16 protein-coding genes and 2 pseudogenes are annotated in these 19,786 nt (G+C 35.2%); all 18 read right to left on the bottom strand.

Annotation, left to right across the window (positions count from 1 at the left end):
- Positions 1-115: 115 nt before the first annotated feature.
- The 18 genes and pseudogenes from CAR_RS01900 to CAR_RS01820 all read right to left on the bottom strand — a co-directional run bounded on the left by CAR_RS01900 (position 116) and on the right by CAR_RS01820 (position 19,756).
- Complete coding sequence (locus tag CAR_RS01900) at positions 116-979, bottom strand: phosphate ABC transporter substrate-binding protein PstS family protein (RefSeq protein WP_013710038.1); 864 nt, start codon at positions 977-979, stop codon at positions 116-118.
- Between the two features lie 299 nt (positions 980-1,278).
- The gene (phoU, locus tag CAR_RS01895) at positions 1,279-1,944 is read right to left on the bottom strand and encodes a phosphate signaling complex protein PhoU (protein WP_041556080.1); all 666 of its coding nucleotides are present in this window, start codon (positions 1,942-1,944) and stop codon (positions 1,279-1,281) included.
- Positions 1,945-1,974: 30 nt separating this feature from the next.
- Positions 1,975-2,727 (bottom strand): phosphate ABC transporter ATP-binding protein PstB, encoded by a 753-nt coding sequence (pstB, locus tag CAR_RS01890; RefSeq protein ID WP_041556079.1) that lies wholly within the window; start codon positions 2,725-2,727, stop codon positions 1,975-1,977.
- Complete coding sequence (pstA, locus tag CAR_RS01885; RefSeq protein WP_013710035.1) at positions 2,727-3,542, bottom strand: phosphate ABC transporter permease PstA; 816 nt, start codon at positions 3,540-3,542, stop codon at positions 2,727-2,729. Before pstA ends, pstB begins: the two co-directional genes overlap by 1 nt.
- Positions 3,543-3,544: 2 nt before the next feature.
- Positions 3,545-4,405 carry a phosphate ABC transporter permease subunit PstC gene (gene pstC / locus CAR_RS01880; protein WP_041556078.1) on the bottom strand — a complete coding sequence of 287 codons (861 nt, stop codon included), beginning with the start codon at positions 4,403-4,405 and terminating at the stop codon, positions 3,545-3,547.
- 239 nt (positions 4,406-4,644) lie between these two features.
- Positions 4,645-5,547, bottom strand: coding sequence for a substrate-binding domain-containing protein (locus CAR_RS01875; RefSeq protein WP_052303128.1), 903 nt, complete (start codon positions 5,545-5,547; stop codon positions 4,645-4,647).
- Between the two features lie 298 nt (positions 5,548-5,845).
- On the bottom strand, positions 5,846-7,621 hold the full coding sequence (pnpS, locus tag CAR_RS01870) for a two-component system histidine kinase PnpS (protein WP_041556077.1): 1,776 nt from the start codon (positions 7,619-7,621) through the stop codon (positions 5,846-5,848).
- Positions 7,621-8,346, bottom strand: a complete 726-nt coding sequence (locus tag CAR_RS01865; RefSeq protein ID WP_013710031.1) for a response regulator transcription factor — start codon at positions 8,344-8,346, stop codon at positions 7,621-7,623. Before CAR_RS01865 ends, pnpS begins: the two co-directional genes overlap by 1 nt.
- A 48-nt stretch (positions 8,347-8,394) precedes the next feature.
- Complete coding sequence (locus tag CAR_RS01860) at positions 8,395-9,573, bottom strand: PDZ domain-containing protein (RefSeq protein WP_148229380.1); 1,179 nt, start codon at positions 9,571-9,573, stop codon at positions 8,395-8,397.
- Positions 9,574-9,802: 229 nt separating this feature from the next.
- Positions 9,803-11,014 (bottom strand): C40 family peptidase, encoded by a 1,212-nt coding sequence (locus CAR_RS01855; protein ID WP_013710029.1) that lies wholly within the window; start codon positions 11,012-11,014, stop codon positions 9,803-9,805.
- Positions 11,015-11,069: 55 nt separating this feature from the next.
- The gene (gene ftsX, locus CAR_RS01850; protein ID WP_013710028.1) at positions 11,070-11,957 is read right to left on the bottom strand and encodes a permease-like cell division protein FtsX; all 888 of its coding nucleotides are present in this window, start codon (positions 11,955-11,957) and stop codon (positions 11,070-11,072) included.
- On the bottom strand, positions 11,947-12,633 hold the full coding sequence (gene ftsE, locus CAR_RS01845; RefSeq protein WP_013710027.1) for a cell division ATP-binding protein FtsE: 687 nt from the start codon (positions 12,631-12,633) through the stop codon (positions 11,947-11,949). Before ftsE ends, ftsX begins: the two co-directional genes overlap by 11 nt.
- A gap of 369 nt (positions 12,634-13,002) precedes the next feature.
- Positions 13,003-14,116, bottom strand: a protein-coding gene (prfB, locus tag CAR_RS01840; RefSeq protein WP_148229379.1) for a peptide chain release factor 2 whose coding sequence is annotated in 2 segments (ribosomal slippage) — positions 13,003-14,043 and positions 14,045-14,116 — 1,113 coding nt in all. Because the reading frame shifts where the segments join, the coding sequence is not laid out codon by codon here.
- A gap of 109 nt (positions 14,117-14,225) precedes the next feature.
- Positions 14,226-14,306: pseudogene (locus CAR_RS13450) on the bottom strand (SEC-C metal-binding domain-containing protein); the annotation flags it as partial.
- A gap of 65 nt (positions 14,307-14,371) precedes the next feature.
- Positions 14,372-16,754, bottom strand: a pseudogene (gene secA / locus CAR_RS01835) (preprotein translocase subunit SecA); the annotation flags it as partial.
- A 290-nt stretch (positions 16,755-17,044) separates the two neighbouring features.
- Positions 17,045-17,587, bottom strand: a complete 543-nt coding sequence (gene hpf, locus CAR_RS01830; RefSeq protein WP_013710024.1) for a ribosome hibernation-promoting factor, HPF/YfiA family — start codon at positions 17,585-17,587, stop codon at positions 17,045-17,047.
- A gap of 136 nt (positions 17,588-17,723) precedes the next feature.
- Positions 17,724-18,410 (bottom strand): ComF family protein, encoded by a 687-nt coding sequence (locus CAR_RS01825; protein ID WP_013710023.1) that lies wholly within the window; start codon positions 18,408-18,410, stop codon positions 17,724-17,726.
- Positions 18,407-19,756: a DEAD/DEAH box helicase gene (locus CAR_RS01820; protein ID WP_013710022.1), complete on the bottom strand. Its 1,350-nt coding sequence runs from the start codon at positions 19,754-19,756 to the stop codon at positions 18,407-18,409. Before CAR_RS01820 ends, CAR_RS01825 begins: the two co-directional genes overlap by 4 nt.
- Between the last annotated feature and the right edge of the window lie 30 nt (positions 19,757-19,786).

Raw genomic sequence — 19,786 nt, 5'->3', positions numbered from 1 at the left:
AGAAGCCCTCCTCTTATCTCAAATACAACAAGCTGAAAGTCGGTTTTTCATATTGAAAAATCGTCTTCAGCTTCATGCTATCTTTTCTATCTCATTATTCATTTTATTTAATGATCTATTCTATAGGTACTGTATTTCCTTCAACATCTCGTTCAACTTCCATTTCACTAGTTGGAATATAGCCTAAAGCTCCAATCAGTGTAGCTTGAATTTCGTCCGATAAAATGTAATCTAGAAATTCTTTTGTTAAACCAGTTGGTTCTCCATTCGTATACATGTGTTCATAAGACCAAATCGGCCATTCATTTGTTTTTACATTTTCATCTGTTGGTTCTACCCCATCTATTGATAAAGCGACCACATCTTCATTTACATATGAGAAAGCTACATAACTGATTGTTCCAGGCGTACTAGCAACAATTTGACGTACTGTTCCACTTGATTCTTGCTCTTGTGTAATAATACTGTTTTGACCTTCTTCTAAGACCCATTGTTCAAATGTAGCACGTGTTCCGCTACCAGCTGCACGATTTAAAACCGTTATTGGTAAATCCTTCCCGCCTAATTCTGACCAGTTAGTAATTTTACCAGTAAAGATGTCTTGCAGTTCTTGTATACTAATATCAGTAACTCCAGTTCCGGGTGTCACAATTGGTGTGATTCCGACAACAGCCACACGATGATCAACCAATTTAGAGGCATCAATGCCCTCTTTTTCTTCAGCAAAAATATCTGAATTCCCAATTTCTACTGCATCAGCAGCAATTTGACTTAACCCAGTTCCACTACCTCCGCCTTGTACATTAATAAATTTCCCAACATTTTCAGAACTGAATTGTTCACCAGCAGCTTCTACAAGTGGCTGCAAAGCAGATGACCCAACTGCAGTAATCGATTCTTCTTCTACTACAGGTCCACATGCTGTTAGAATAAATCCAAATGCAATGATCAACAGAAATCGACTATTTATTAATTTCATATTATACCTCCTAGGCATTTACCTAAATTACATACTTCCTAATAATAACGTACTATTGTAAAAATTAAATAGCGTAATTGTAAATTTTGTGTAAAGGCACAATGTACCTTATTATCATTTTAGCTTTTTTAAATTAAAAGAGCAAAGAAAAAAGCGTTAGATCGAGTTTCATCTCTGGTCTACGCTTTTTTCTTTGCCTTTTTAGTTTATTGGCCACCAAATCAAATGAGAGTTTTTTTACCTCTCTCCAATTTAAATACACTTATTTTTTTATAGAAAGCAGCTCAAAATATTTCTTTCTATCCTTTACTTGTATTTAATTCTACAACTTTACCCGTTTTTAAATAGACGATCCATTCACAGATATTTGTAACATAATCACCGATACGCTTTAAATATCTTGCAGCCAACATATAATCTGTTGCCCCTAAAATCAATTCAGGATCTGCTTTCATTTCATCAATACATTGTTGGTAAATGCCATAAAATTCATGATCAATATCGTTAATAGCCGTTGATAAATTCTTTGCTTTGTTGGCATCTTCCTTGATGTAGGCTTCTAACACACCTTCAACCATCACTTTTACTTTCTCTGAAAGCTCTGCTATATCAGCTTCAATTTTTGGAACACGTTTTGTACCTTTAACTCGAATAGCGGCTTTTGCAACACTTACTGCATGATCCCCCATTCTTTCTAAATCAGCACTAGCTTTCATAACTGTTACTATTTTACGTAAATCACTTGTAACAGGTTGTTGTAATGCAATCAATTCAAAACATTTTTTTTCTAATTCAGTTTCACGTGCGTTGATCATGATATCGTTATCGATCACTTGCTGGGCAAGTTCTTTGTCGTGGTTAGTAAATGCTTTGACTGACTTATAAACTGCTTCATTAACCATCATACCCATCTCCGAAAAATGAACATGCAAATTTGCCAGATCTTCTTCATATACTCTTCTCAAATCATTTCTCTCCATTTCTTATTAAGATGATTAACCAAAACGTCCTGAGATATAATCTTCTGTTTGTTTTTGTTGAGGATTTGTAAATATTTTTCTTGTTTCACCAGTTTCGACAATTTTTCCATTTAGGAAAAAGGCTGTTCTATCTGATACACGAGAAGCCTGCTGCATGTTGTGTGTAACCATTACAATGGTGTAACTTTCTTTCAACACTGTAACCAGCTCTTCTATTTTAGCAGTCGAAATAGGATCTAATGCACTTGTAGGTTCATCCATCAGTAAGATCTCAGGCTCAACTGCTAACGCACGTGCAATACAGATTCTTTGTTGTTGTCCACCTGATAAAGACAGCGCATTTTTTTTCAAATCATTTTTTACTTCTTCCCAAATGGCTGCTCCTCGAAGGCTTTTTTCAACTAACGCGTCCAACGTTTTTTTATCTTTGATACCGTGTGTTCTTGGCCCATAAGCAATATTATCGTAAATACTCATTGGAAAAGGATTCGGTTGTTGAAAAACCATACCGACTTTTTTACGTAACTCATTGACATCAAAGTCTTTTTTATAGATATTTTCTTCATCTAATAAAATGGATCCTTCTATCTTACAGCCTTCAATCAAATCATTCATCCGATTTAAACTCTTGATTAACGTTGATTTGCCACATCCAGACGGTCCAATAAAAGCTGTAATTTGGTTTTTAGGAATTTCTAAGTTCACATTGTGCAAGGCTTGAAACTCACCATAAAATAAATCCATGTTTTTAATACTTAATTTACTCATTATTTTGTCCCCTTTGTCAGTCTATTACTCAAAAATGTTGACAAACCATTAATAATTAAAACAAATAAAATCAGAACAACTCCTGTTGCATAGGATTCATTTACATGCATTCCTTCACTTGATAGAACATACATGTGCAAGGCTAACGTTCTTCCTGATGAAAAGAGACTATCTGGTAAGTTTGTTGAGCTTCCTAGCGTATACAATAATGCAGCTGTCTCACCAACAACTCGTCCACTTGCTAGAATGACACCTGATAAGATTCCAGGCATAGAAACAGGTAATATTACTCTAAATATTGTTCTTAATTTGCCCGCTCCTAAAGCAAAGCTCGCTTCTCGTAAAGAGTCGTTTACTGACAGCAATGCTTCTTCTGTGGAACGAATAATCAACGGTAAAACCATTATTACCGAAGTTAGTACTCCAGCTAAGACGGAATATTGAAAGTTTAAAAAGGTGACAAAAAACAACATTCCGAAAAGACCATAAACAATAGAAGGAACAGCTGCTAAGGTATCCGTTGCAATACGAATAACTTCAACGACTTTATTTCCTTTTTTTGCATACTCTACTAAATAAAATCCTGTAAATACACCAAGCGGAGTTGCAATCAGTAAAGTCATACCCACTACAATAAGGGTTGTAATTAGAGATGGCATCAATGAAACATTATCTGTTGTATATTTCCAAGCAAACATTTCAGGAGTAATATAAGGTATCCCTTTTGCTAAAATAAATGCTACGATATAAAACAAGGACCCAAAAGTTATGGCTGCTGCTAAATAAATTAAACTTCTCATTAATTTACTGGCCATGATTATTTAGCCCCCTTTTTCTTAATGATTAAGAAAGTACCATTAATGATTAAAATAAATACAAACAATACTACTGCCGTTGCAATAAGTGCTTCTCTGTGCGAACCACTTGCATAAGCCATTTCCAGTACAATATTCGTTGTTAATGTACGAACACCTAAAGTTAAACTTTCTGGCATAATAGGTTGGTTTCCAGCGATTAAAACGACGGCCATGGTTTCTCCAATTGCACGTCCAATTCCTAAAATAACTGAGGAGATGATTCCAGATTTAGCAGCAGGTACTACTACTTTCATGACTGAGCGTTCGTGTGTCGCTCCTAGAGCCATACTCCCAGTATAATAACTTCTAGGAACAGCTCGTATAGATGATTCGGACAATCCAATAATCGTTGGTAAGATCATAATCCCAAGTAAGATGATGGCTGTCAGCATGTTCATCCCTGTACCACCGACTAGATTACGCATGATTGGTACAATAGCTTGTAAAGCAAAGAATCCATAAACGATAGAAGGTATAGCTGCCATTAAGTTAACAGCTGGCTTAAGAATTTTGTATAACCAAGCTGGACAGAACTTTGCCATAAAGATAGACGTTAAAATCCCTATTGGCACCCCAACAACAATCGCACCAGATGTTACAGCTAATGAACCCATGATCATTGGCAATATCCCAAATGAGGCTGGGGTATTAGATGGTGCCCATTTTTGACCGAATAAAAAATCAAACACTCCATATTCAATCATAAATGGAACGCCACCTGCAAAAATAAAGATACAGATTAAAACGATAGCTAAGACCGATGTCAGTGCAGATACAAAAAAGACACCTTTCATAAATCCATCTAATTTTTTCGTCTTCATATTGATCTCCTTTAACATAAAACAGAATAAATCATCCATAAACACATTCTTTTTCAATTGTATTTATGGATAATTGTAAATTTTTTTACCTACTTTTATCCCCATATATGAAAAACCAGCCTACCTTGATGGATACAAGTTGATAGGCTGGATTCATTTGTCAATTTCCCAATTGACTGAAACTCACTTCATAAAAATAACCAGAATCTCTCTGGTTATTTTTATGTTTTACCTAGTTATTATTTAGCAACTTCATCCCAAGTTGTTACTTCACCTGTAAAGATTTGTCTTACTTGTTCCATTGTTAAATCTTCAACAGAGTTTTCATTATTAACAATTACAGCGATACCATCAATAGCCAGTGGTTCAGCTGTTAACACTTCTAATTCTTCATCTTTTAATTCACGAGAAGCCATTCCAATATCAGCCGATCCGTCCATTGCAGCAGTCATACCAGCAGAAGAACCGTTTGATGTAACATCGATTGTAACTTCTGGGTTAAGAGCTGTATATTCTTCAACTAGAACTTCCATTACTGGTGTTACTGAAGTTGAACCAACAATACTGATATTTCCAGTCATGTCTTCAGCTGCTTCATATGCAGGTGCATCTGTTACCGCTTCAACGTATCCTTCGTTTACAACAACTTCTTGTCCTTCAGCACTCATAATGTATGTCCAGAAATCTTGAGCAACTTCACTTAGTTCTCCATTGTAAGCAATATTGAATGGACGAGAAATAGCATATGAACCATCTTGTACGGTTTCAGGAGTTGCTTCTACGCCTTCAATGTTCACACCTTTAATACTGTCATCTAATGAACCTAAAGAGATGTACCCGATTGATGCTGGGTCTCCAGCTACTGTTGTCATAACACCACTAGTACTATTTTGAATAGTCGCTCCAGAATACGTGTTATCTGTTTCAGTATCGCCATCTTCAACTAGTACGCCTGTGATTTCAGTAAATGCTCCACGAGTACCAGAACCATCTTCACGTGAAATAACATTGATTGTTTGCGTTGTGTCAAATTCTTCCGTGTTTTCTGATGAACCTGCAGAATCTGATTCTGCTCCACAAGCTGCTAATGTTAAGCCTAAGCCTAAAGTTAAAGTTAATTTTGATAGTTTTGTAATAGTCATTTTACCCATCCTTTTAGTATTAGTGTTGGACACCCATACCCCTTGTCCACATACATATCTTAACGAATGAATATTAATTTTACTCTCGCTTTATGTAATGTTTTTGTAGATTATTGTAAAGAGTATTAACTTTGTGTAAATATTGTTGTATTTGCCTATCGATATAGAGTTTCTACTTGTTGTAAGTGGTTGTTAAAATTCGTTCAACAATTTGTTAAACAAGTAAAAAAAAGCCTTGAGATTTACTCAAGGCTTTTTTTACTACAATTTAATTTAATGATGCATTGCCTATAACTAGTTATTTTGGTTGTATAGGCAGTCTTACAATGAAAGTTGTTCCTAACCCAAGTTTACTTTCAACGGCAATCGATCCATTCAAGTTTTCCACTAAATACTTCACTATAGATAATCCCAATCCCGTTCCGCCAGAATTACGACTACGGGCTTTATCAACTCGATAAAACCGTTCAAAGATCCGATCTTGTTCATCTTCAGGTATTCCAATTCCATTATCTGAAACCAAGATAACAGCTTGATTATTTTCTTTTCTTATAGTAACCGTTACTTCTCCGCTATCTTGAGTATAGACAACTGCATTATTAATGAGATTAGCCAATATTTGTTTTAATCGACTGCTGTCCACTGTAATAAACAAAGTATCTTCTTCAATTAAGTTCAGTTTCATCTCTTTTTCATCTGCTGTTTGTTTCACGAGTTGAAAGGTAGATAATACTGCTTCGGTAAGATTGACTTCTTGCATGTTCATAGGCACTTGTTTTTGTTCCAGTTTCGACAACTCTAGAATATCATTCACTAAAAAATCTAAGCGACTGCTTTCAGCCAACATAATTTCTAAAAATTGTTTCAGTACTTCTTTGTCTTCCATTGCTCCATCCAACAATGTCTCTGAGAAACCTTTAAGAGCTGTAACAGGTGTCTTTAATTCGTGTGAAGCATTGGTTACAAAATCTGTCCGTACTTTTTCAAGCCTTCTAATTTCTGTAATGTCATACAACAAGACAATTAAGTTCTGCTCTCCTGGTTCTTTCCCGTCAATTGGAACAATATTCGCATCAACAATTTTATCTTTGGGATAATAAAAATAAATTTCATCATTTTGTTTTTCATTTTTTTGGTAAGCTATTTCAATCAAGTGGCTTAATCCATAGCTCTTTGTTGCTTCGACGTAAGAATTTCCAACAAGTTTGGTGACATCTTCCCCTAGAATAACACTCATTGCAGGATTCACCATTTTTATAGTTCGATGTTCATCTATCAGCATCACACCAATAACCAAATGATTGATCAATTCATAAAGCCGTTTGTCATTTTGTTCGATTTCTTGCGTTTGTTCTTCTAAACTTGTTGCTAGTTCATTTATCGTTTGCCCTAAATCTGCCACCTCACCATATGCATTCCCTTTATACCTAACCTCATACTGTTTATCAGAAAGACTTTTAGCAACGGTCATAATATCATTGATCGGTTTTGCAATGCGTTTTGTTATAATTAGTGTGATTAATGTAGTTAAAATAAGAGCTAATAAACTAAACAGTAATAGAGAGGTTTTTATTTGTTCACTAATTTGATTGATTTCAGCTACTGGTCTAGATAATCGCAAGACACCTGCTAATTCATTTTGCTCTCCCAGCAAAGGAACTGCAACGTAATACAGCGTTTCATTTGTACTTTCGCTATTCCTGGCTGAAACACCTACTTCATTTCCAGCTAATACCGCTTGAAATTCTTCACGATTGCTATGGTTTTCCAATGTTTCTTCATTTGTTGCTGTATCAAAAACGACAACACCAGAAAGATCAATGATCGTTAATCTTTCATCTGATTGCATCTCAAGAGCTGTTGCCTCATTTGTTGCAGCTTCCAAGTTTGTCGGATCATCAACATTCATAGGAAGTAAGCTTGCTATTGTTTTAGCCTGCTTGATCAACTCCTCTTCTTGACTATTACTAGCATAATCTTGTAGTAAATTAATCGAGTAAAGACCGATTGACAAACTAAAAATAGTGAATATCGCAATAAAAATAGCTAGGATTCGAAATTGAAGTTTCCTCATTATTTAGGAGCCTCAAATTTATAGCCAAAACCTCTTACTGTTCGAATATAAGTAGGATTCTTTGTGTCTACTTCTATTTTTTCTCTTAAGTGACTAATGTGTACATCAACAATTCTGGTTTCACCTGCATAATCAAAGTTCCATATTGCATCCAGCAATTGTTCTCTGCTTAGAATACGATTGATTCGTTTGATCATATACATCAGTAATTCGAATTCTTTTGGAGTAACATCTATTTTTTTTCCTCTTACAATTACTTCATACTGGCTAGGGTCTATTTGAATATCTCCTACTTTAATTAATTCATCCTGTTCTGCTGTACTATTCGACTCTTTTAAAGCTTCTTCTGCCTTACTTTTACTGCTCATCCGTCTCATGATTGCTTTCATTCTCGCAAGCACTTCACGAGGACTGAATGGTTTAGTCATATAATCATCCGCACCTAATTCAAGACCGATAATTTTTTCAAGTTCATCATCTTTAGCTGTTAACATCATTATTGGTGCTTCAATCTTTTCTTGTCGCAATTTTTTACAAATGTCCATCCCACCCATTGATGGAAGCATTAAATCTAAAATAATAAAATCATAAGGATGAGCAACGGCCATTTCATATCCCTCTAAACCATCCAAAGCTGTATCTACTTGATAACCTTCTTTTTCTAGATTAAAAGCTAACAATGTTAAAATAGATTGTTCATCATCGACAATTAATACTTTTTTCATTTTATCCCGCCTATATTGATATTTTTAATCTTCCCTTTTTGCCTTAACCTACTTTTCTAAGATTACTACGCCAATTTCATGAGGAGAGTCTGCATAAATAGCTGTTTCAGTTAAGCGAAGCTCACCATCTATACCTCTAACTTTCAAATGACAATAGACACTGTTCTTTGATAATGCTTGATAAAAATCAGATTCGGTTTCAATAGGCATATTATTGCAATAAACAATTGTGTCTCCAACTACCAAATTCATTTTTTCCGCTGGCGTATCTGGACGAATACCAATAATTTTTATCCCGTTTTCAGCGGGTCCAAAAAGAACATTCCAGTTTTTTTCTCGTTTACGGTGACGATATAATACAATCCCTCCACCAATAATCAAGAACACAAATCCAAAAATCGGAGCATAAGGAAGCCAAATAGAAGCGATGGCAATAATCACTGCCACTCCTGTTATTACTACTAAATCATTAACTAACTTGGAAACAGCAGCTTTTGGCACTTGAGATTGGATAGTGAATTGAAAACCGATTAAAATCGGCAACCAAAAGAAAGAATACAATTCGTTTCCAATTGAAAAGACTGGCCACCAGCTAAAGAATGCTTGGAAACCTTCACCTGGAACAACTAATAACAATGGCAATACCCAAAAAGGTTTTATTGGATATTTCGCAATCCGTTTTCCTCGTTTTGTTTTTAAAAAGCGAGCAGATAAATGAGTATCCGCTTTTCTTTTAATGGTAAAAATAGAAGCCCCTAATAAAAAAATAAGAATAATGAAGCTATTCATAAATAATGGCATACCGATAAATTCACTTTGACTTAAAGGTTGGTACCAGTTATTCGGTATAAAAGAAAAATCATGACTGGCTAAAACTAATGGTAGTCCTAACAGAATTAATGAACTGATTGAAATTGTAAATATCGGATGAACAAACCGATAACCAACAACCAAGCTCAAAATTGTTACAATTTGATACACAATAATCCAATCCATTGTAAGTGGAATGCCAACAATGGTTAAAAGAATTGAACCAATTACTCCAGAAAGAAGTCCTAAAATTAAATAGTTTTTAATTTCATACAATGTATTATAAACAGCAACACGATGATTACTTCTTTCATGGTTGATCCTACGGTGACTTGTCCAAATTGCAAAAACTAAACCCACTAAAAATGTAGGTTGGATAAAAAATAGCACTAGCGCAATTAAAAAATTTGCTGCCATTTGCATCTACTCCTTCTCTTCTTTTCTATTTTATCAAACTAAATCAATATAATCATGAATTTATCTATTTCTAAATATAGTTTACATGATTTTTACAATAAAAAGCAGTTTATACCCCATATTTATTTTTTTATCTAAAAAAAAACCAATCGCTAACACGATGTTAGCGATTGGTTTAAAACGTTTTTGGGAAACGATCAGAAAAAAAATCTGTATTTTATTAAGTGATTTAGTTTATACGGCCAAAACCAACCAAGTATTGAGCCCAGTAAGCTTGACTAATCGTTGTAACTGAAACACCTTTTGACGATTGTGAACCAATGAATTGATTGTTTCCAAGATAGATACCTACGTGATCAATACTTCCTGTTTGGTTAAAGAATACTAAATCACCAGGTTGTGCTTCAGATTGTGAAATCTTTGTTGAAGCTGCGTATTGAGCGCCTGCTGTACGTGGAAGACTGATACCAGCTGCTGCAAATGCATAGCTAGTGAAACCAGAACAGTCAAAACCGCTGGTAGTTGTTCCACCATAAAGATACGGTGTTCCAATAACCCCATAGGCAGCACTTTTAATTGTTGCCCATGAACCATTTGAAGAAGTTACTGCTGTTGCTGTTGAATCAGCTTTTTTTGTTTCAATTGGTTTAGCTGTTAATTCTGAAGCCTCATTTGCTTTAGTTTCAGAACTCGTTAATTCAACAGTTGCAGAACTTGTATTTTTAACAGAAGACGTTGTTTTAACAAGCGCTAATTCTTCTGCCCCTTTTTCTGCTGCTGCTTTAACAGCTAGAAATTTTTCTTTTTCATTTGTTACAATAGATTTTTCAGCAGCAATAGATGCAACAACTGCTTCTTTTTCTAATTTTTGTTGTTCTAAGTCAGTCTTAGAGGCTTCCAATTTTGCAGCCAATAAAGTTTGCTCTTCAGCTTTTTTTTCAGTTTCTTTTTGTTTTGTAGCTACAGCTTCTTTATCAGCTGCTTGAGCTTTTACTAAATCTTGATTTGCAGATACAATTTGGGAAACGACATCAGTGCGTCCAATAATATCAGCAATTGAGTCAGCATTTAGTACAAAATCTACATAATTTTGATTATCTCCATCAACTTGTACAGAGCGTGCTTGATCTTGCAATTTAGCTTCGCGTTGCTCAATAGCAGTAGTCAAATCAGAAACTTCTGTTTCCAACTCGTTTAAACTTGTTTGTGTTTTTTTCATTTCAGACATCAAAGATTTCGCGTTGTTTTCGTTATCAGTGATGGTAGCTGTAATGGTTGCTAATTGAGATTCTGCTGAAGCTTCTTTCTTTTCTAGATCAACCAATTTTTCTGTAGATGTTTGGATATCCTCATCTGTACTTGCAAATGCTGTCATAGGTGCAACATAGGTTGAAAAACCTAATGCTGCAACTAATGCTATATTAATGAACTTTTTATTCAATTTTGTTATCCCCCGTTTTCCCAAATAGTTTAGTTTTTGTCTTTAGTTAAAGTCATTATACTTTTAAGAATTTTCTAATTGACATGAATGATCCGATTGCACCGATAATAATCCCGATTGCCAGCATTAATCCGCCAACTTGGTATAAAAATGGATTTGGCGTTAGGAGTGCAAAATACGTACCTTTTAAGAAATTTGTTAGTACATCAAATGATGCAACGTATACAAAGCTCAAAATCGTTACTGGTATAATTGCACCAATCAGCCCTATTAAAGCTCCTTCAATTAAGAAAGGCCATCTGATATACCAATTTGTTGCACCGACTAATTTCATAATTTCAATCTCAGTACGGCGTGAAAAGATTGTGATTCGAATCGTATTTGAAATTAAAAATACAGCTGTCAGAATCAACGCAACAATCACGACTGCTCCAACGTTACGAACCGTATTCATCGTTTTAAATAAGTTATCTGCAGTTGCTCCACCATAATTGACTTGAGTGACGTAATCTAACTCTTCAATCTGTTCTGCAACAGGTGCTGTATTTTCTGGATCATCTGTATTTACAATATATACATCGTATAAAGGATTATCGTCTCCATCAAATAAATTAAATTCATCACCATAGCTGCCGACTACTTGCTCTAATTCATCTTCACGACTTGAGAATTCAACTGATTCCACATTATCAAGTGTTTCTAATTCTGACTGTAATTGTTGTTGTTGTTCTTCATTTGCGGCTAAATCAATATATACTCTAACACTTACATCATTTTCAATATCAGTAGCTAGCTTATTTACGTTCATTAACATTGCAATAAATGATCCAACTAATAGTAGAGTTACTGTTACAGCACTAATAGCTGCAAATGACATCCAGCCATTTCTCTTCAAACTTTTCAAACTATCAATAACATGTCTTTTTGCTGTTCTAGGCTTCATAACCGTAATCTCCTTCCAATTGATCTCGGACAATGCGTCCATTCTCAACCGCAAGTACACGGTGTTTAACAACGTTAACGATTTGACTATTATGAGTTGCCATAATTACAGTTGTTCCTTGATTACTGATTTCTTCCAAAATTTTCATGATTTCCCATGATGTATCTGGATCAAGGTTCCCAGTTGGCTCATCTGCAATTAAGACATGAGGCGTATTTGCAATAGCTCTTGCAATGGCAATTCGCTGTTGCTCTCCACCTGATAATTCATTAGGAAACATACGTACTTTGTGTTTTAGACCGACTAGTTCGAGAACTTCTAATACTCTTTTTTGAATGGCTTTAGGGTTTTTTTCGACAACTTCCATCGCATAGGCAATATTTTCATACACTGTTAATTTTGGAAGTAATTTAAAATCTTGGAATACAACTCCGACATAACGTCTTAAAAAAGGAATGTTTTTTTCTTTAATAGTCATTAAATCAAAATCTCCGACTTTAATTGTACCTTTAGTTGCTTTTTCTTCACGATAAATCATCTTTATAAAAGTTGATTTACCAGCTCCACTAGGCCCGACAACATATACAAATTCACCTGACTCTATACGAACAGATAAACCATTAATAGCTGTAATACCGTTAGGATACTTCTTGTAGACATTTTGCATTTCAATCATTTTTTTATCACCTAACTTTTTTAGTTTCTAACACACAATTCAGGTGTTTCTTCTACCGCCATGGGTATTTTGCCTCAATGCTTAATCATTATAGCACTATAAAAACTTCTGTCAGTTGTATTTACTTTACAAATTCATTTCAATCTGTATTATTTCTGTAACGTTACTGTCTTATTTAGATGTACTGAATGATTTCCAGTTCTTTTTTTTACTTTTTTTTATAAAAAACGGTTTAATAAGGATAATCCCTACCACTTACCCATCTAATGAACTCTAATTTTGGGATTCGGTAGATTTCTTTTGTTACAAACGAAAAAATCAAAATTCTGACAATTCAGCTAAATTTGTCGGAATTTTGACTTTTCTTTATTATTCTTCAGTTGTTGAGATTTTACTTCTCAGATAAGCTTGTATAAACGGGTCAATTCCGCCGTCCATAACCTGACTGATATTACCTGTTTCATAATTTGTCCGATGATCTTTTACCATTGAATAAGGATGGAAGACATAGGATCTAATTTGTGATCCCCAACCAATTTCTAACTGTTCGCCTCTAATAGCGGCCATTTCTTTTTCATGCTCTTCTACCTCAAGTTGATGCAATTTCGCTTTTAGCATGCTCATTGCTTGTTCTCTATTTTTTAATTGTGAACGTTGTGCTTGACTAGCCACTACAACTCCAGTTGGCATATGCGTGATTCGGACAGCTGAATCTGTTGTATTAATGTGCTGTCCACCAGCTCCACTTGCCCGATAGGTATCCACTTTCAAATCATCCGAATTGATTTTTATATCCACACTGTCATCTAGTTCGGGTACAACATCAATTGAAACAAAAGAAGTATGTCTGCGACCTGCAGAATCGAATGGGGAAATTCGTACTAAACGATGAACGCCTTTTTCAGCTTTCAAGTAACCATAAGCATTCATTCCTTTAATCAGCAGAGTTACACTTTTAATCCCTGCCTCATCACCAGATTGGTAATCCAGTGTTTCAATTTTAAATCCTCTTTTTTCAGCCCAGCGTGTATACATTCTAAGCAGCAGGTTGCCCCAATCTTGTGATTCAGTTCCACCTGCTCCTGGATGCAGCTCAATAATCGCATTATTCTTATCATATGGGTCACTCAATAGTAGTTCCAACTCATATTGATCTAGTTTATCTAAGAAGGGATTGATTTTACTATCCAATTCTTTTACTAGTTCTTCATCGTTTTCTTCTTTTACCATTTCTAGTAATAGGTCTAATTCCTCTTTTTCAGTTAAAAGATCTTTATATTGATTGTATTTTTCTTTCAACTCATTTGCTTCATTGATAATCGCTTGAGCTTTTTGTGCATCATCCCAAAATGTGGGTTCTGTCATTCTATCATTGTATTCAGCAATGTCTCTTTCTAATGTTTCTAAGTCAAAGAGACCTCCCAAAACCGTTTATTTTTTTATCCGCAGTTTCTAAATTATTTCTAATATCACTTAATTCCATTATCTTCACTCCAATTTAGAAAGAACACGACTCATCTTACAAATCGTGTTCTTTTCTATATTATATTTTTTAGTTGATATGATAATTGAACAAATCACTAATGGTTTGTTTAATCCAATTTTCCATGACAATTTTTATACTTTTTACCGCTTCCACATGGACAAGGATCATTACGCCCTACTTTTGAACTATCTATTTTCATTGGTTTTTTTTGTGCTTCTTTAACAACTTGTCCGTCACCTGTTGAACGTGCCGTTGTTCCTTTGGCAACTTGTTCTCTTTGTAAGTTTTGACGAATTTGTGATTTCATTAATAGACGAGTCACTTCGTAATCAATAGAACCAATCATTTCTTCAAACAATTTGAACCCTTCTGCTTGGTACTCAACTAATGGATTGCTTTGTCCATATGCACGCAGACCAATACCTTGGCGCAGTTGTTCCATTGTATCAATGTGCTCTGTCCATTTGCTATCCACTACACGTAAAATAACAACTTTTTCAAATTCTAGAACTTGTTCTTTACCATTTAATTGTTTCTCTTTTTCAGCATAGATTGATTTTGCAGCGTCCAATAAGACTGTTTCAATTTCTTCAACTGTTTTACCTTCTAAATCACTCATGGCAATATCATCTGGGTGAACTAGAGAAGCCTGTGCAAAATCAAGAATAGTTTGTAATTTCCACTCTTCTTTTGGTCCTTGAGTATTGATTTGTACAATACGTGCTATCGTACGTTGGATCATTGGAACAGTGACATGTTTCAATGAATCTTCAGCCATGATCACTTCTAGTCGTTGATTGTACATAATTTCGCGTTGCTCACGCATGACATCATCATACTGCAAAACATTTTTACGTGTATCATAGTTATTTCCTTCCACACGTTTTTGAGCAGATTCAACTTGGCGTGAAATCATTTTACTTTGGATTACAGCATCTTCTTCACTCACTTTAAGTCTTTCAAGAACAGCTTGGATACGTTCTGAACCAAATCTCTTCATTAATTCGTCTTCTAATGAAAGATAAAATTGAGTAACCCCAGGATCTCCTTGTCGTCCAGAACGTCCACGCAATTGATTATCAATACGACGTGACTCATGTCGTTCTGTACCAATAACACATAGTCCGCCTACTTCACGAACACCTGCACCTAATTTAATATCTGTTCCACGTCCAGCCATGTTGGTCGCAATTGTAACTGAACCTTTTTGACCAGCATTTGTAATAATTTCAGCTTCTTTAAAGTGATTCTTAGCATTCAAAACTTGATGAGGAATGTTATTTTTTCTTAAATAACCGGATATTAGTTCAGATGTTTCAACAGCTACCGTTCCTACCAATACTGGCTGGCCATTAGCATGCCGTTCTTTGATTTCTGCAACCACAGCATGGTACTTGCTTTCCAATGTTGGGTAAAGTAAATCTGGTTTGTCATCACGAATCAATGGTTTATTTGTTGGTATAGACACTACGTGAATGTTGTAAATTTCACGGAACTCTTCTTCTTCTGTCTTAGCTGTACCTGTCATACCTGCTAATTTTCTGTACATACGGAAGTAGTTTTGGAATGTTATATTCGCCATTGTTTTTGATTCATTCTGTATTTCTACATTTTCTTTAGCTTCAATAGCTTGGTGCAAACCATCAGAATAGCGACGACCTTCCATAATACGACCAGTAAACTGGTCTACGATCATTACTTTACCATCTTGAATAACGTAATCTACGTCATGATGCATAATAAAGTTAGCTCTTAAAGCTTGATCGATATGGTGTGTCAGCGCTTGATTTTCCACATCATATAAATTATCTATTCTAAACGTTTTTTCAGCTTTCTCAATTCCAGTTTCCGTTAAAGCAATCGTTTTAGATGGAATGTCAATTGTGAAATCTTCTTCCTCTTTTAATCCTTTAACAAAGAAATCTGTTCGATTGTATAGAGCTGTCGATTTCGCTGCTTGACCTGAGATGATCAATGGTGTTCTAGCTTCATCAATTAAAATAGAATCGACTTCATCGACAATCGCATAATTTAATGGTCTTTGCACCATTTGTTCTTTGTAAACAACCATATTATCTCTAAGATAATCAAATCCTAATTCGTTATTCGTACTATACATAACATCCGCTAAATAAGCTTCACGTTTTTCTTCTGAAGATTTTGAATTTAAGTTTAAGCCTACTGTTAGGCCTAACCATTCATATAACTCTCCCATTTCAGTAGCATCACGACTAGATAAATATTCATTTACTGTGACAACGTGTACGCCTTCTCCTGTTAACGCATTTAAATAAACAGGCATTGTTGCGGTTAGCGTTTTACCTTCACCAGTTTTCATTTCAGGAATGTTTCCACGATGTAGCGTAACCCCACCCATTAATTGTACGTGATATGGATACAACCCTAGTACACGTTTAGCTGCTTCTCTGACAACCGCAAAAGATTCAGGCAGTAAAGCATCTAACGTTTCTCCATCTTGGTATCTTTTCTTCAATGCAGGTGTTTTTGCTTTTAGTTCATTATCTGACAAATTAGCCATTACATCTGCAAATTCTTCAACTTGCTTAGCTATTTTGCTTAAGCTTTTTAATTCTTTTTTATCGTTCTCAATTAAGTTACGTAAAAAATTAGCCATTAATCTTTCTCCCCTATATCTTTATCTATATTTCTGTTTAGTTTAAGTTAAGTTTCATTTTGTTAGTAGACTAGTTGACTTCAGCTTTACGCTAGAATTTTCGATTTTTATGACAATAGTCAATATTCTTATTAATTCTATCATTACTGATTCACAATTGAAACCTTTTTATCCACATTAAGCGTTCCTTATCTAGATGCTTTTTTAGCAATAAAAGAAAATCTAAAAAACTTCAAGGCAAGAAAGAAGTTTCTCTTGCCTTGAAGTTTTTTCATTTTCAGCATTTTAAGTTATTCGGTTTCAATTAATCCATATTTTCCGTCTTTACGACGGTATACGATACTTGTACCATTTGTGTCTGCATCTTCAAAAATGAAGAAATTATGTCCTAACATGTCCATTTGTAACACAGCTTCTTCACTATCCATTGGTTTCAATGATAAGCGTTTCGTTCTAACGATATTCACTTCATCTTCCATTAATTCTTCCTCTTCTCCTGGTAAAGCAGGTGGAACAACAACGTTGGATCCGCGAGATCTGCGGTTAACTTTAGTTTTATATTTTCTCATTTGGCGTTCAAGTTTATCTGTTACCAAATCAATACTTCCATATAAATCAGGCGAGGTTTCTTCCGCGCGTAGAACTAAATAAGGTAAAGGAATTGTTACCTCCACTTTAGCCGTTTTATCGGAATACGTTTTTAAATTAACGTGGGCTGTTGCTTCAGGTACATCATTAAAATATTTTTCAACTTTCCCCACTTTTTTTTCAACATAACTACGAATAGCTGCAGTTACCTCAATATTTTCGCCACGGACATTATATTTAAACATAAACACTCTCCCCTTTCATCTGATTGTGTATCAGAATCAGCATCATCAATTGGACCACTCAAATGATGATATGCTTAAATTAATTATATATCAACACCAATAGATTGCAAATAAAATCGATTACATTGGGCTAAATTTAGCGAGAAACAGAAAATGTTTCAATACTTTGTGCCCCACTTCTCATTAGACAGTCGGCTGCGTGAAAAAAAGTTCGGCCAGTCGTATAGATATCGTCCACTAGGATTAGATGTTTTCCTTTTATACTAATTTGAAGACTTTTATCAACCACAAACGGCTGGGGAGATAGCATACGCATTTTTCGATCTTTACTTGATTGTTTCTCTCCGGTTCCGCAATGAATCAAAACCGATGTGTAGGTTACTCCGGCAAAGTCCAGCATACCTTCTACTTGATTGAACCCTCTTAATTGTTTGCTTTTATCACTTATTGGTATGGGGATAACTTGTTTTTTTTGCTTTAAAAAAAAGAATTGAATTTCTTTTTTGAATAATTCCCCTAGTCGATAATCACCCGTGTATTTGTAAGCCTCTATCCACTCTTTTATGAACGTATTGTATTGATATAATGCTGTATGTTTGAAGTCATAGCCTGGATAATCAGCTTTCCATTTCTTGCAATCTGGACAGAGCCCTTCTTCTACCCAGTGCCGGCTGCACCCTAGACAAACAGGACCATTTTGTAACGACACTAGTTTACTAGAACAAGAATGACATCTAACAGTTGGTTCAACTCTGGTAAAAGACAACAATTCTCTTAAGTGTAAGACTTCTTTAGTTGTTTTTCCGCACCACAGACAGTTCATTTTCCTATCAATAATCCCCTTTCACGAGCTAAGTGGTTCATCTTTTTTATTTGGCTAATAGCATTTTTCAACGCTTTTGTTTGTCCATAATGGAGATAACGAACTTCTCCTATTGGAAAATCACGATGTCTTCCAACACGACCGGCAATTTGAATCAATGCAGCTTCTGTGAACGTCCGGTCTTCAGCACCTAAAACAAGAACGTCAATATCTCGAAAAGTAACACCTCGCTCCAGAATAGTTGTTGTCAGCATGAACTGATAGTTTTCATCACGCATCTTCTGTACTTTTTTTTTGCGCTGCTCATCCTCTGAAGAAACACTTGTAAATGAACAGTCTGGGAAAAATTCTGCAAGACAGCGCGAAAATTCAAGCATTAATTCAATATTAGGTACAAATACGAGGAATCGGCGTTTTGCTTGTAATAAACGCTGAATCTCTTTGAAAATCACAGCTTTTTTTTTTCGTTTCATAATAGATTTACGCCAATCGCCTACCCAAATAGCTTTAGGTTCAGGTAGCGCAAACCCATGATAGCGCGCTGGTAATACTGAAGCGGCTAATTTTTTTTGTACAATATCTTGTCTCATTTGTTTGTTTGGGGTGGCAGATAAATAAATAATGGTTCCTGTAGTTTTTTTAGCTTTCTGTGCAGCAAATTGTAAGGCTTTATCTGTATTAAACGGAAAAGCGTCAATTTCATCGATGATTAAGACATCAAATGCCTCTCTAAATCGCAAAAGCTGATGAGTAGTCGCAATAACTAATTGGGTGTATCTGTAACCTTCTTCCATCTCTCCATAAAGAGTGATTTGTTCTACAGGTTGAAAAGCGCTTTTTAGACGAGGGGTTAATTCCAGACACACATCCGTTCTTGGAGAAGCAATACAAACTCTTTTTCCACTTTTGATTGCCCATTCTATTCCTTTAAAAAGCATTTCTGTTTTCCCAGCACCAGCCACAGCCCATATTAGTCTTGTTTGCCCAGTCTTTATAGTTGTTTCAATCTCTTTAGATGCACGTTCCTGCTGCTGCGATAGTTGACCTTTCCAAGTCAAAATGGGTTCTTTTATAAGGATAAACTGGTTTTTTTCAGGAGCATGATACAGCGTATTACATCGTTTAACTTTCCCCATCTGAAGGCAGCGAATACAATAAAAACAATTTTTTCCACAAGTGCAAGGAGCTGCTTGTCGATCTTTTGGTTGATTAGATCCACAGCGCCGGCAAGTCAGTTGTTGGCCTACTTCCATAAAACCTTTTGAAGTTATACCTTTAAATTCTTTAAGAAAGTCTTCTTTTAATTCACTCATTAATAACTCTCTTCCCATCAAAAAATGATCCATTTTTCCATCACCTCTTTTTTACTGTACGCA

It is taken from the genome of Carnobacterium sp. 17-4, assembly GCF_000195575.1.
In the GTDB taxonomy this organism is placed as follows: domain Bacteria; phylum Bacillota; class Bacilli; order Lactobacillales; family Carnobacteriaceae; genus Carnobacterium_B.
Note: the sequence above shows the minus strand (reverse complement) of the source record. Positions and strands in the feature narration are given on the sequence as shown.